Source organism: Bacillus sp. AFS029637, assembly GCF_002584985.1.
GTDB lineage: Bacteria > Bacillota > Bacilli > Bacillales > Bacillaceae_G > Bacillus_A.
This window is the reverse complement of the sequence record NZ_NUPZ01000022.1, coordinates 164789-179437: the sequence shown is the minus strand read 5'-3', so window position 1 is coordinate 179437 and position 14649 is coordinate 164789. Positions and strand designations below refer to the sequence as shown.

At 33.1% G+C, this 14649-nt stretch carries 15 protein-coding genes and 2 pseudogenes; 5 read left to right on the top strand and 12 right to left on the bottom strand.

Going from position 1 to position 14649, the window contains the following annotated elements:
• Positions 1-3: 3 nt before the first annotated feature.
• The 8 genes and pseudogenes from essA to COE49_RS10395 form a co-directional block, all read right to left on the bottom strand.
• Complete coding sequence (essA, locus tag COE49_RS10430; protein ID WP_088230468.1) at positions 4-507, bottom strand: type VII secretion protein EssA; 504 nt, start codon at positions 505-507, stop codon at positions 4-6.
• Positions 479-3835 (bottom strand): type VII secretion protein EsaA, encoded by a 3357-nt coding sequence (gene esaA, locus COE49_RS10425; protein ID WP_098252272.1) that lies wholly within the window; start codon positions 3833-3835, stop codon positions 479-481. Before esaA ends, essA begins: the two co-directional genes overlap by 29 nt.
• Positions 3836-3961: 126 nt before the next feature.
• Positions 3962-4258 (bottom strand): WXG100 family type VII secretion target, encoded by a 297-nt coding sequence (locus COE49_RS10420; RefSeq protein ID WP_000918601.1) that lies wholly within the window; start codon positions 4256-4258, stop codon positions 3962-3964.
• Positions 4259-4554: 296 nt separating this feature from the next.
• The gene (locus tag COE49_RS10415) at positions 4555-4983 is read right to left on the bottom strand and encodes a GNAT family N-acetyltransferase (protein ID WP_088230470.1); all 429 of its coding nucleotides are present in this window, start codon (positions 4981-4983) and stop codon (positions 4555-4557) included.
• Positions 4980-5320 (bottom strand): annotated as a pseudogene (locus COE49_RS10410) (cupin). Before COE49_RS10410 ends, COE49_RS10415 begins: the two are co-directional and overlap by 4 nt.
• 12 nt (positions 5321-5332) lie before the next feature.
• A complete protein-coding gene (locus COE49_RS10405; protein WP_088230471.1) occupies positions 5333-5818 on the bottom strand; it encodes a GNAT family N-acetyltransferase in 486 nt (161 codons plus the stop codon).
• Positions 5815-6375, bottom strand: coding sequence for a 2'-5' RNA ligase family protein (locus tag COE49_RS10400; RefSeq protein ID WP_088230472.1), 561 nt, complete (start codon positions 6373-6375; stop codon positions 5815-5817). Before COE49_RS10400 ends, COE49_RS10405 begins: the two co-directional genes overlap by 4 nt.
• A 6-nt stretch (positions 6376-6381) precedes the next feature.
• On the bottom strand, positions 6382-6948 hold the full coding sequence (locus COE49_RS10395; protein ID WP_088230473.1) for a GNAT family N-acetyltransferase: 567 nt from the start codon (positions 6946-6948) through the stop codon (positions 6382-6384).
• A 136-nt stretch (positions 6949-7084) separates the two neighbouring features.
• Between COE49_RS10395 and COE49_RS10390 the strand changes: the two genes are divergently transcribed.
• Positions 7085-7711, top strand: coding sequence for a DUF1648 domain-containing protein (locus COE49_RS10390; protein ID WP_088230474.1), 627 nt, complete (start codon positions 7085-7087; stop codon positions 7709-7711).
• Positions 7712-7865: 154 nt separating this feature from the next.
• Here COE49_RS10390 and COE49_RS10385 read toward each other — a convergent pair whose 3' ends face one another.
• Positions 7866-8288, bottom strand: coding sequence for a GNAT family N-acetyltransferase (locus COE49_RS10385; RefSeq protein WP_088230475.1), 423 nt, complete (start codon positions 8286-8288; stop codon positions 7866-7868).
• 130 nt (positions 8289-8418) lie between these two features.
• Between COE49_RS10385 and pdxR the strand changes: the two genes are divergently transcribed.
• Positions 8419-9819, top strand: a complete 1401-nt coding sequence (gene pdxR / locus COE49_RS10380; RefSeq protein ID WP_098945902.1) for a MocR-like pyridoxine biosynthesis transcription factor PdxR — start codon at positions 8419-8421, stop codon at positions 9817-9819.
• A gap of 77 nt (positions 9820-9896) precedes the next feature.
• On the opposite strand, the gene COE49_RS10375 is transcribed toward pdxR, so the two are convergent.
• On the bottom strand, positions 9897-10742 hold the full coding sequence (locus tag COE49_RS10375) for a YitT family protein (RefSeq protein ID WP_098945901.1): 846 nt from the start codon (positions 10740-10742) through the stop codon (positions 9897-9899).
• A gap of 228 nt (positions 10743-10970) precedes the next feature.
• Between COE49_RS10375 and COE49_RS10370 the strand changes: the two are divergent.
• Positions 10971-11094, top strand: a pseudogene (locus tag COE49_RS10370) (nitrate reductase); the annotation flags it as partial.
• Between the two features lie 47 nt (positions 11095-11141).
• Complete coding sequence (locus tag COE49_RS10365) at positions 11142-12032, top strand: GNAT family N-acetyltransferase (protein ID WP_098945900.1); 891 nt, start codon at positions 11142-11144, stop codon at positions 12030-12032.
• A gap of 20 nt (positions 12033-12052) precedes the next feature.
• On the opposite strand, the gene alr is transcribed toward COE49_RS10365, so the two are convergent.
• On the bottom strand, positions 12053-13228 hold the full coding sequence (gene alr, locus COE49_RS10360; protein ID WP_088230479.1) for an alanine racemase: 1176 nt from the start codon (positions 13226-13228) through the stop codon (positions 12053-12055).
• A 171-nt stretch (positions 13229-13399) separates the two neighbouring features.
• On the opposite strand from alr, the gene COE49_RS10355 reads away from it, so the two are divergent.
• Positions 13400-13861, top strand: coding sequence for a DinB family protein (locus COE49_RS10355; RefSeq protein ID WP_088230480.1), 462 nt, complete (start codon positions 13400-13402; stop codon positions 13859-13861).
• Positions 13862-13868: 7 nt separating this feature from the next.
• Here the strand turns inward: COE49_RS10355 and COE49_RS10350 are convergent, their stop codons facing one another.
• Positions 13869-14645, bottom strand: a complete 777-nt coding sequence (locus COE49_RS10350; protein ID WP_088230481.1) for a Cof-type HAD-IIB family hydrolase — start codon at positions 14643-14645, stop codon at positions 13869-13871.
• Positions 14646-14649: the final 4 nt, after the last annotated feature.

Sequence of the window (14649 nt, the reverse complement as noted above, 5' to 3'; positions counted from 1 at the left end):
ACTTTACCTCCAACTTTTTCGAAGAACCGTATAAATACCGATGCAAATAAGTACAACGCTGCCTCCTAACAACAATATTATTGTTGTACTGATTGGCTTTTCATTCATTGTTTGATTACTCGCTACTTCATCAGCGCTTTTTCTCACAACATATTCACTACTAAACAAACTATTTTTCGTATCTTTCATACGATTTATTTCTTTTTGTTTTGTAAAAAGAGAATCTCGCAAAGATTCCATCTCTTTTTGTTCTTTCTTTTTCTTTTGCTGAATTTCTTCTTCTATTTCTTCGTTAAATAACTCAATCGATGCTTTATCTAATTCTGTTTCCTTATGTTCCTGTTTATTTTTTTCTTGGTCTTTATCTTCAAAGCGGTCCACTTTAAACTCAATTTTTCCATCATCACCAAGATAACTGTCAGCCGCGCCCCTTATCGGTAGCGCGACAAACAGTAAAAGGAAACAGATAAATGACAACTTAACCACTATGCTCCATTGTTTGATCATTTACTTCTTTTTCCTCCCATTTCTTATGCCATACAAATAGATTACTAACTAATCCTATAATGGCAATTACAAACAATACGATAAAAATAACTTTTCCAGTATCTTTACCGCTAATAAAATCATTTAGAAAACCTTCTATATATTGAAGTGGTGAAAATTGACGTATTTTTCCAACACCGGAAAGTTGATCTACTTTACTTCCAACTGCTTCAGTTAAAAATAGATACATACTTAAAAATACTAATAAGATAAACATCCCTACCATTTTCATTTGTCGCAGTAAGTATGTTGAAACTAATACAAACGCCATCATAATGATTGTGATAAACGCAATCCACAGTAAACTTTGATCCTGACCGAATTTTAAAAGACGCCCTGAAATGCTTCCTATGATTATCCCTTCTACAATCGAAATTCCGAATGCTACTACTGTAGTTGGTACATTCATATCAATTAAAGAAAATTTCTCTTCAAAATGATCTGATTGCGTTCGTTTCTTTTCTTGATTCGCAATTGCGTATGCTGTAAATAACGCAACAATAAAACAAGTTAACACGATTAAGTATGGTGTAAAAGCATTACCAGCTACAATTACCCCATCATTTTGTTTCTGAACTGGACTAGATAAAAACTCATATAGCATCTCATTTTGACGATCTCCAATACGACTATTCGCCAAAATCTTCGTAAAGTTTTTTGAGAATTCTTTATCATCTTCCATTTTCTTCGTAAAATCATTTAATAAAGAATCTGCTTTCGAAACAATTGTCGTTCCACTGTCTTGAATGTCTTTTGCTTGTCCATTAATTTGGTCAAATGTTTTATACACTTCATCTGACGTCGCTAAACTATGCTTCGAACTTTCCACTAATGACTGCGTTTGCATCGTTAAAGATTTAATACCAGAATCTAACGATAGTACAGCTGTTTGTTCACCAGCATTATTAGTCGTTAATACTTGTTGCTCTTCTACTAGCTTTAAACTACTCTCACGCCATGTTGCTAAACCTTTTAAATATTCTCCTAAATTTTGATTCATACTAGCTGCTTGCTGCGTCGTTTCATTTAATTTCTCCGCTAGCAGCATTGAATTTTGATCTGCACTAGTAATGAGTTGTTGGTAAGAGTCTATTTTTTGCTTTAAACCCATCATATCTTGCTTTACTTCACTAGTAATACTAGCTGAAACAAGGCTTGAAATTAAATCATTTACATTTTGTTTGTTTAACATATAGTACAGAGACTGCTCTGTTGCAATCGCATCTAAACTTCCCTCTTCAAGCTTAGGACTTACATCATTCGTTCTTAAATCAATTCCATAATACATTTGGTACAGACTCATTAAACCTTGATAACTTTGGACGGTCTCCACTGCTTCTTTAATTAATACATTAGATGTATTATCTGTTAGCTTCTCAGTTTTCTGATGTACAATATGATTATTTGTACGTTCAATTACTGTTGAGCCACCATCTTGGTTTTGGTTTCCACCGTTTCCATTATCTGTTCCCGTTCCGCCTCCTGGGTTTCCACCAGTGTCATTATTACTCTGTTCTGTTTTTTGAATGATAGGTTTTTTAGCAGTGTGTACTAGCGGCATTGTTCCATACTGCGTTTTATTAACTACATTTTCCACCTTGCTATTTTCTTTTTTTGTTCCTTCATTCTCTTTATTTGGTTCTTCTTTTTTAGGTTCTTCTGTTCCAGAACCAGTTTCTTTTTCATTTTCCCCATCCAGTTTCCATTCCCACGTTACTGGAGAGAAAACATCTATTTTGACGCTTGGATCTATTAACTTCACATGAAGGCTAATTTTTAAATCTCCTTCATTACGCGCAGGTATTGCAACTGCTCCGTTTTGCAGAAATTCACTTGTACGGTCCACATCATCAATTAATAGTGCATCTGTACTTCCATATAGCTCAAAGCCGCTAGGAATACTTATATTCATAGTTTGCGAAGAATCCATTTTACTTACTTTCGCTGTATCACTGAATGTAATTCCATCTTTAAACAAACTTTCTTTTACTTCTTTAATTGAATTTCCTAAAGATATTTTATTTACAGGGTCATAATAAAAATTATTTTCTTTATTATATTTACTTGTAAATTGAATTACGTTGTTCAGTTGTAATTTCGTTACATCAGGTAAATCACTTTGAACGATTTCTTCCATGTTTAAACTAGGCAACTTTGTAATTAAATTTTCAATTTGTTGCTTGATTCGAATATCCGGTTGTTTCATTAATGAATTTATAACTACTTCGTGTTGTCCATCGTTTGAAATAGATTTTTGTAATCGTTTAAGGATTGTCGCTTGAATGTCGCTCTCTAACTTCCCTGCCAGTTCTGTATCATATTCTGACACTTGTTTTTTTACATCTGTTAAATATTTTTGAATCGCTGAAGCATCAGCTAAAATATTAGGATCTTTCTCTGAAAGCGTAAATTGATTTGCGATAATTTTATTGGCAGATTCCAGTGCGCTTAGCTGCTTTAAAACATCGCCTGTATTCATATCGCTCATATATTGATTAAATTGATTTGTAAAACTATTCGCTAACAGATTATTGTCAGTTTGCATTTTTTGAAAGTTATTAAATCCTTCTAAATACGTATTATTAGATTTATTCCCTTCATCTAAAGCTTGACCAAACCCTTTTAAAACATCCTGGAATCCTTTAAAGCTATTAACAGAAATACTAGTGTAATCTTGTACCGTTTTAAATTGGTTTGTGTAATTTGCCAACGGGCTATGTACATCTTTTTTATACATAGTCGTTTGAGTGGTCCCTTTTTCAATAATTTTACCTATATTATCTTGTGCACCTTGCAATTTACCGATAATACTTGCAAAATAAACGTCGATGATTTGCTTATTAAAATCTTCTAAAATAGCAGAAGCTGTATTTTCCGCCTCGGCTTTCAAATCTTTATTCCCAGTTGCATTTACTTTGTAATTTAACGTTAATTTCTCTGGAAGTTCTGAATCAATCGCAACGGCCTTTCTAGAAAAATCGTTAGGTATTACAATCATCATATTGTAATTATTATTTTTTAAACCACTTTCTGCTACCCCGCGACTAACTACGTACCATTCTTGTTTCGTATTTTTATTTACATTTTTAACAAATTGATCTCCAAACGCTATTTTATTACCTTCAAATACAGTACCTTGATCTTCATTCACCAACGCAACTGTCATTTTTGGTGTAGTATTCTCATTTGCTTTCTTAACATTTTGATTTAACGCTAAATAGGAGACTCCTGTTGAGAGTACAAGAGCTAAAATAATAAACAACAAGATGCTCCACTTGAACTTTTTCACTACCTATCACTCCTGCGACTGCAAGTCTATTAAGTTAAAGACTTCGTATCTTACTCTAGTTTTAAAGTAATTTAGCCATACAACGTATGGTTGCATGGCTAAATTATATAGTTCTTTTTATCTGTCTTATTGTAGACCGAAATTACGAGAAAGATCTTCGTCATGTCTAGCAACAGCTTCTGCAGTTTTATTAAGCTGCATATTAATTTCTTGTAATAGCTGTGCGAAGTTTTGTACTTTTGGTTTTAATTGATTGAATTGTTGATCAAAACCTTCGAAAGCACGACCTTCCCATTCTCCTCTTAATTCATTTTGTAAGTTTTGTAACTGACGTAAAATGTCCTCAATTTGATTTGCCCCTTGTCCATATCGAGTCGCTTTCGATTTAAGCTCCTCTGGTGACATACGAATTTGTCCTGCCATTATTAAATCCCCCTTAAAATTTAAAAATAGTAAAATTAACCCAAAATCAATTCTACAAATTGATTATATCAATAAATTAAAAAATTCTAAACAAAAAAATGATATTTTTCCAAAATTTCTCTTTTACTATAATAACAATATATTATATAATGTTAATTTGTGTATTTTTTAATCACACGCTATACATTTATTTTCTGAAAAGCAATAAAACCTTCCATCAAACAATATGATAAAAGGTTATTAAAGTTGTTTAAAATATTTTTTTATTTTTCTCTTCTCCCACTCGCAATATTTTTTCACTTCAAACTCATAATCACTTGCCTTTCAACAAATCCAAAATCTTTATACATTTCTTTTGCAAAATTTTCAGCATATACATTCAAACGAATTTCTGAATACTTCTCCTTCAATTCCTTAATACCAGCTTCCATCAACTCTCGTGATAATCCTCTCCCGCGATATTCTGGAAAAACGTACAGTTCATATATAAACCCAAGTTTTTCACGAGAAAAATAGTCTACATTTTCCCCTATTAATATCCAACCTAGTACTTTATTTTCTTCTTTAATGACTAAATAATATGCTCCTTTTTCTAAAATCGGCTTTGTAATTTCAAGGGCTTTCTCTATACTTAGCTGACAATTCCCTCTCGTCCCTTCAAAAATTGACTGAGCTGCATATTTTAATATTTCATTGGTACCTTCTTGATTTGCCTTAACTATCACTTTTCACAACTCCCCTTGAATAATAGGCATAAGTATCATTTGTTCAAGATTCTCCGCTTCCATAACAATTGCCGTTAATCCATGTTCTGTACTTGTCTCATGAAGCTCTCCCCGCTCCCAAAACACAGCTTGTCCCGCATACATACCCTTCTCCATCCACAATAAGAAGCAGTTGTGATACAACCGCTTCATGATACCCGATAATTCCATTTGCTTGTAAATGCATAGCACCGATATGCATATTCCCTTGATAGTTTACTATTTTCGACATTATGAAATTAGACTGAAATACCGTTAAGTGTTTTCCTACTTTTTCACTAAAATTAAATATCTTCATTTCTAGTCCTCCTTATATGTATAAGACCATCCTTACCGTCTGCATTAAATGCCCCTCGAAGTCTTCTTCAAATTGCTCCAATTCCGCAAAACCTTTCGCTTCATAAAAACGCTTTCCTTTTTCATTTGCTGCTTCTACATGTATGTATAGTTTCCGAATCCCTTTTAATACCGTCAGCCCTTTTTGTAATAAATTACTACCTATTCCTTTTCCCTGCTGATCTGGCAATAAATAAATCGCCCCTAATTCCGCTTCGTTTTGTAGTCTAACAGGTGAGAAATTTGCAAAGCCAATCACTTTCCCCTCTTCTTCTGCAACAAATAAATACGTATTTTTAAGACGGTATTTCATTTTTTCATCAGAATATGCCTCGTCTAAAAAACGATCTTGAATATCTCTCGGAATAATACCTTCGTACGTATCATGCCAAGCTATTTTCGCTACTGATTGTACAGCATGAATATCTTCTTGCTTCATTTCTCTAATTACATATGTCATCTCGATGTCTCCATTCTCTTTAAATTATATTCTGCTAATATACTAGAAGAAATGGCAGAACCATTTTCATAATTTACCTTAATTAATTTTAATTTCTCAATTGAAGCTGTTGCAAAATCAAATTTTTCATATACATATTCCATTACACTTAAAAACTGATTTGCATTTAACCTATTTGCAATCGTGCAATGCGGAATCCATTTTCCTGGCACGTAATACGAATTTAGATTATCATGAAACGTCTTGAAATAATCATGATAAGAATGATGAAATCTTAACATTTCATCGGTAGTAGTCGGCGCTAGAAAAATTGTTCCATTAGTAGGAAAAGTTCCGATAGAAGGAAAGTCTACTGTAGCCAAATTTTCTTGAGTAGCTACAAACTCCTTTAATTTTTCAATATATACAGTAACATCTAACTCATTATAATCGGCAAGTGTAATATGTGGTTCTACTCCAGCTAGTTGATTTGTTCCAATTATATTTGTTAATTCATTTTGCAATGCTCTAATTTTATTAGTAAATACATCATCAAATGTAGCAATCATAGCGTACATACTTCCTCACCCCTTCTTTACACACAGCGCTTCCCATTCTTCACGAATCATTCCCATTCGAATAGAATCATAGTACGTTCCATTATAATATCGGCAGTTTCGCATTCTACCTTCTAATCTCATTCCTATTTTCTCTGCTACTTTCATCATTCGTTCATTACCAGACCAAGTCGTGAGCCCTACTCTACCAATCTCCATCTTTTCAAATAGTAAATCTCGATATAATATTAATGCTTCTGTACCATAACCACCATTCCAGTATGCTGGATCATAAATAACAATTCCCATCTCTAACCAACGCGTCGATTTATGCTCCCAATAAAATCCGACTGTTCCAATAATTTGGCCGTTATGTTCTATAATTAAATTTGAAAGCGGTTCTTCTTGTAAACGAACCTGCATCTTCTCTTTATAAGACGGATATTCTTGCATTGAAAACGGAAAATACGGGGCATCCCATTTTTTCCATTCTGGATTTTCTTCTTTAAATACGATATTCCATAATGTTTTTATATCTGATTCTTCTATTGTACGAATTGTTACTTTATCCCCTTTTAATATTACGTTTTGCATAATTTCCTCCTACATCCCTCTTTATTTCATATATAATTATAATGTTTTTTCTGAAAAATCAAAACAAATATCATTTAATATATTGTATAATTTTGTTATAAGATACCAATTATTCATTTAGAAAGCTGGTGATTCAGTGAATAATCGATTTAGTATTGCTTTATTTCTCACTATTATTACGACAAATATTGTTCTCTATTTCTTCTTACCATCAAGTATTGTTACAAAATGGGACTTCAATGGAACGCCTACATCAACAATGGATAAAAGCACTTTTGTGATCGTAAATATAATTATATGTTCCTCCGTATTCTTTCTATTTTTAGCTTTATCTAAAGCTGCAAGTAACCAGAAATTTCTCCTTTGGACCGGTAATACAATGTTACTATTCTTATTTTTTGTTGATATTGTCATTGCACTTATTGCACTTGGCTTCTCACTTCCTCTTGATCATTTAATATTTTTAGCATTAGGTTTATTATTTATATTAATAGGCTATTTCAGTTCCAAAATTGAAACGACTAAGTCAACAGTTTCATTAGAATGGAATGATAAGCACCTTGAAAAAAGAGCTTCAAATATTTGTAGTATTTCAATGATGATTGCAGGTGTTTTTTTAGCGATACTTCCGTTTATCGTTTCTGCTCCGTATAGAGGTTATGGCATACTAGCGATTATTTTAGGAATGACGATTATCATTTTACCGAGTACAATTTATTTACTTATTAAAGACAGCAAGCAATCTACTCCTTTAAAAAAGTAATTAAAAAAATAGGAGGTTACATCCCTCCTATTTCAGCTTAATGTTTTCTTTTTCTATCTCAACTAAAATCCCTTTCTCTATCCAGCCTTCTACTCCACCTCTTTTAACTAAATCATATCCTGAACAGCTTCCATCAATTAGAACCTATCCTCCTTTATAGATTTTTATGAAAAGAATAACTCACTTTATCATATCCTTCCCTTTCATAAAAACGGTGGGCGTCTAGTCTAGAAAACGCTGATGTAAGAGCGATAGACTCACATCCGTATTCCTTTCCCCAGTTCTCTATATACGAAAGCAATACATTCCCATATCCTTTTGAACGATGTGCTTCCGCTGTTACTAAATCATATACAAATACATGTTTTTTGTTATAAAAATTCGTACAAATCGTTACACCAGCAAGGCTAACAACTTCTCCAATTTCATCGTATAAAGAGAATAATTTATAATTCTCTTCCTTCATTTTTCGAAATAAAAAGCTTGCTTCCTCTTTTGAAAGCTTCGTTCGTAATTGCTGTAAAACAGGTAATACTTCATCTAATTGTTCTTCTGTTACTACTTCTTTAACATTCATTATAACTCTCCCCTAACTATTTATATAATTTTCTAAATGTTATATCATTAGTATAGAAAATAACTGCCTTCATCTTAAGTGACAGATTAATTCTTTTTTATAAGGCCAGTTTATAAAGGAGGGGGGAATAATGGACATTACTATCCCATTGAAATTAAAAAGCAAAATACCAATTTACTTACAAATTTACGAATATATGAAACGAGAAATCGCTCAAGGATCACTACCTGCCGGTACACGTCTTCCTTCTCACAGAAATTTAGCAGTACAACTTAACGTCAGTCGCATTACTGTTGAATCAGCTTATCAACAATTACTAGCTGAGGGTTATGTAGAAAGTAAACTGAAGCGTGGTATTTTTGTAGCGAACGTCGATATTGACGTTATTTCAAACAAAAAATTAGACGTGACAAAGGAAACGAGCAATTTCATAGACGAACAATTTGAATATGATTGTAGCCAAGGACTTATTGATCAAACCGCTTTTCCAATTACACACTGGAAAAGAGCATTACAAGAAGCGATACTAAAGTACGAAAATGCTTTATTTGCTAAAGAAGACCCACAAGGCGAGTTTGTTCTTCGAGATCATATTTCAACATATTTATATCATGCGCGCGGCGTACATGCCTCACCTGATCAAATTGTGATTGGCGCTGGGACTCAGCCACTTCTTTGGCTACTACTCCAACTACTTGGTCCCACAAAAGAATACGGGATTGAAAACCCTGGATTTCACCGTGTACATGCAATTGTTAAAAGTTGCAATCGTAAAATTCATCCCATTCCATTAGATGAAAAAGGAATTCATATTTCTAGCTTATACAATACAAAATCTAATGTCGCATACGTTACGCCATCACACCAATTTCCACTTGGGATGATTATGCCTTTATCCAGAAGATTGGAATTGTTAAAATGGGCCAATGATTGCAACGGATACATTATTGAAGATGATTATGACGGGGAGTTTCGCTACGCAGGTAAACCGATTCCTTCTTTACAAAGTCTTGATTCAAATGAACGTGTTATTTATATGGGGACTTTCTCAAAATCTTTTTTACCTTCTTTACGAATGGGATATGTTGTTTTACCACCACATCTTTTAAAAACATATCAGAATTTGCACGGTATTTTCAAACAAACAGTCTCTACTATACAACAACTTGCTTTTGCTAACTTTATACAAAGTGGCGGTTGGCAGCGTCATATTAATCGAAGTCGTACGTTATACAAAAGAAAACATCACACGTTAGTAAAATCCATAAAGAAAGAAATGGAAACTAACGTTCAAATTCTCGGCGAACAATCAGGGCTTCATATTATTCTACACGTCCATAACAGTATGAATGAAGAAGAACTTATTGAATCTGCTAAGAAACAAAGTGTTAAATTATATCCACTTTCTCCATTTGATTTTGTAACTGATTTACGCAAGGAATCATATATTTTAATCGGTTTTGGTAGTATTCCGGAAAATAAAATTGAAACGATAGTTACGTTATTGAAGAGCGCTTGGTTCCCTTGTTAAACTAGGAATACATTAACAATTCAACAAAATAAAAAGAAGGCTGTTCCAAAATAACTTTTTGGACAACCTTCTTCTAGTTATTCACCTGACCGTGAAGCTCTTCCCGGACGCTTAACACCCGTTGTTTCTGTTGAATAGGAAGCTTCAATTATAGCGGTTGGATCTACAGAGAGAACGAGATCTTTCATTTTTGGATAAATGAAACGGTTTGTAATACAATAAATGATTCTCTTGTGCTCTCCTAAAAAACCACCTTCTCCATGTAGATACGTAACCGATAATTGTAATTCTTTCATTAATAGATCGTCTATTTCTTTATTCTTACCAGAAATAATCATGACGCTCTTACCTTGATTAATACCATCTAATATGAAATCAATCATCTTCGTAACAATATAGAAAATTGCTAATGAAAACATTGCTTGTTCGATTGAAAATAAAATCGCTACAAATATGAAAATAACCGCATTTACAGCAAGTAAAAATGTACTAATCGGTACTTTAAAATGCTTGTTCATCCAAACTGCTAACATTTCTGATCCGTCAATTGCTCCGCCCATTTTTACAACGATCCCAACTCCAACTCCAAATAGAACTCCTCCATAAAGTACAATTAATAATTCCGAAGTCGTAATTGCTGGAAATGGTTTTAAATAAATCAATCCAAGTGTTGTAACAACATTTGCATAAGATGTACGAATAAAGAACTTCTTTCCCATTACCTTTGCAGTAAATAATAAAATTGGAATATTAATTCCTAAGAACACACCATAAAGCGGCAATCCAGCAACTTTATTCGCCATAATCGCAATAGCTGTTACTCCGCCATCTACTAATCCATTAGGTGCTAAAATAAGTTCTAATGAACCCGCTACAATAATGGAGCCAATTGTTAATAATACGTATTCAAATACTTTTCTCATTCATTACCCCCAAAACTTATATATTTTCTTAGTATTATCATAACTAATTTTTTTCGCAAATACAAAGAAATTGCTTTATATACACAGATTTTTCACCTTTTTGGTAATTATTATGTAGAATCTCAAACTCTAATACAATATATACAGAAATATTAACTATCCTATTTTTCACTTCTTAATTACATTGTGTTATATAATCAATTTATAGAATTTACAGAAAAATGAACTCATGCTTTTAAACAAAGCTATGAGACTATTATGCCCATTCCTTATCTTGCAGAATGTAGAACAGCCTTATCGATATTTGTATCGGTTATTATCCGTTCAAGGTAATGTAAAATTAGAAAAGTAGTTATGTCATCTATCCTATTTTTAATAACGATTGCGAGGGATTATGAAATGAGTATTAAAAAAAAGAAATCTATAACAACAAACGAAATGCAACAAATGAAAGATTTAGCTTATATTTGTGGGCAACACGACCAAATTGATTATTCGTCAGATTTACATGAAAACTTTTTAACTACTCGTAATAAAGAAGAAATAAATGATTTTTTATTTTATGATGATACTCAATTAATCGGTGCACTAAGTATGTATGACTTTGAAAGACCGACAAAACTAGAGCTAATAGGATTCGTTCATCCGAACTATAGAAAACAACAAATAGGCACTACTCTTTTACAAACCGCAATGAAAGAAATACAGAACAGAGAGGTAGATGAAGCCCTTCTTATTATTAATGGCGACTCCACTTCAGGAAAATCATTTGCAGATTACTTAAAATTACCTTATCTATATAGCGAGTATAGTATGAAGTTCAAATCAAAAAAAACACAAAACAAACTGGAGAATACTATACAACTTACCCTTGCACCTACAGCATCACTTCCTGATCTTATCGATGTCTCTAGTAAAGCTTTCGGCGACTCTGTAGAAAATACAGCTATATGGTTACAAAAAATGTTGCATTCCTCTTCTCATCAAGTATACAGTGCTCTTATCAATGACAACGTAATAGGAACAATTACAGTTACTCACCAAGAGCATTTTACTACATTATCAGGATTCGCTGTGCACCCTTTTCATCAAGGACTCGGTTACGGGAAAGATATCCTCACTAATATAGTTCATCGCCTCATTTCTGAAGGTGTTGCAACGATTATACTAGATGTTGAAACAAAAAATAATAATGCTTTGAAGCTTTATACACATTGTGGCTTTGAAATTATAATGAAGCATAATTACTATAACTTGTTACATAGCCCACTTTTCATTTACGACAAATAAAAAAACTGAATCGATATGATTCAGTTTTTTCTTAATATATTTACAACCGCAGTCGTTTCTTCATTTTCTTTATAAACACGTGGAATTCTTCTATCTAACATACACGTAACTTCATAGTTAATTGTACCTAACATATCTGCTATTTCTTCTACTGCAACCTCTTCTTCACCTTGTTTACCGTAAAATACAACTTCGTCTCCTACTTGTACTGGCATTGCTTTCGTAACATCAAGCATAAGCTGGTCCATACAAACACGGCCAATAACAGGTACTCGAACTCCATTGATTAATGCCTGTCCTTTATTAGACAACTGGCGATTATAGCCATCAGCATAACCAATCGGTACAGTTGCAATCCATTCTTCACCAGTTGTTACATACGTATTCCCATAACTTACACCGCGATCCTTCTTTGCATGTTTAATATGAGCTACTTTTGATTTTAACGACAACGCAGGCTGTAAAGAAACTACTGAATGATCCACCTCTTTTGAAGGATACATTCCATAAATTCCAATACCTACACGAACCATATTTTGAAATGTATTGCTAAGTTCCATTGATCCTGCACTATTTGAACTATGAATATATGGGATATGAATTCCTAATTCTTTTGCTATATTAACAGCTTTTTCAAATAAACTTGTTTGCATATTCGTATATGATTTATCAATTTCATCTGCCGTAGAGTAATGTGTAAACATACCTACTACCTCTACATACTCCATACGGTTTAATTCTTCTAAAAATGGTTTAACCTCTTCTTCTTGTAAACCGATACGACTCATTCCTGTATCAATTTTCACTTGAATGCGTGCTTTCTTTTGAAGACGGTTTGCGATTTCATTTATACCTTGTAAATCTTCTATTCTATAGACAGTCATCATAACGTCATATTGAATTGCCTCTTCCGTAGCTGCTACTGATGTATAGCCTAAAATTAAAATCGGCACGTTAATTCCAGCTTCTCTTAACTCTATCGCTTCATCTACAAATGCAACTGCAAGCTGGTTTATTCCTGCTTCAATAGCAGCTTTCGCAACTTCAATCGCCCCGTGGCCATACCCATTCGCTTTTACAGCAGCCATCATTGCAATATTTTCATCATTCACACGTTTTTTAAATTCTTTTACATTATGTTTTACTGCATTTAAGTCAACTTCAACAATTGTATCTCTTCCATAGTTCAAACTCATTGGTCTAACTCCTAACTCAATAATTGCATTCCATTCTATTTCACGTTTCACATGACCTTTTACAATATAATACTTTTCAATATGCTAGTCAAACTACTAGAATTTTCGGAATTTTTAGTATGATATAATACCCTTAAGAAACTATTATATACGGAGATGAGGAGAATTACAATGTTTGTTCAATCTACATTACATCAACTTAAGGTTGCTGTTGATACTTCTATTCAAATGCTGAATCAATATACTGAAAGTGATTTGAAAATAAAGCCGATTGAATCAAAGCGGTCATTATTTGAAATGTGCACACATCTCGCACTTATTTGCCATGCAGATTTACTCATTTTAAATGGTATTACAGAAAAAGAGTTACATACCTTTTATATAGAACATACCCCTAAAACAATTGCTCATATACAGCAAACAATGCTCCAAGGATATGAGTTACTTTCTAAAACTTTTTTATCCTATTCGGATGAAGAATTAGCGGAAGTTAAGACTGCTTATTGGGGTATTTCTTATTCTCGATTCGAATGGTTGCTTGAAATTGTTGCACACTTTTATCATCATCGTGGACAGATTCATATTTTATTATGCGAGCACGTGAAAGATCTTAACATACCTTTATTTCAATAAAGGTATGTTAGACGACATGAAACTTCTCTAAGGCAAATAAAATGCCACCTTCACTTGATTTCTTCGTAACGTAATCCGCTTTTTTCTTTAACTCTTCATTGCCATTCTTCATCGCGATCCCTAATCCTACATACTGCAACATCTCGATATCATTTCCACCGTCACCAAAAGCAATTGCTTCTGATTTACAAATGTTTAAATGATCCAATACCTTTTGAATAGCAGTTAGTTTTGATACTTTATTATCTTCCAATACATTCATAACGTAACCATGAAAACGTTCAAACGTAAGCATTGGATATCTTTCAAGAAATTTTTGAGCTTCAATTTCATCCCCATACAGACATAAACAATAGACCTCTTCTGACAAATCCCTGCTTTTTTCAGGATACTTTGCTAAATTTAACGTCTCGTTAAGCGCTTGAATTACACGTTCATTATCCGAGGCTATTCCGTTCATTGCAAATTCTTCTGTAAAGTAAGAAACACTATGACCATGTAATTCAGCGAAATTTGAAATATCATGAACAATTTCACTTGAAAGTACCGATTTATGTATTACTTCATCCTCACACTTTATATGTGCACCATTTGCAGAAATAAACGTATTTATGCCCAGCTCTTTAAATTGTGAGCATAAGCTATATGGTCTCCCTGTTGTAACAACTACATGAATCCCTTTATCTATTAACCTTCTTATCGCTTCTTTTGTACTTTCGTGCATACTTCTATCAATCTCACTTAAAAGCGTACCGTCAACATCGAAAAATACAACTTTGTACATAAGT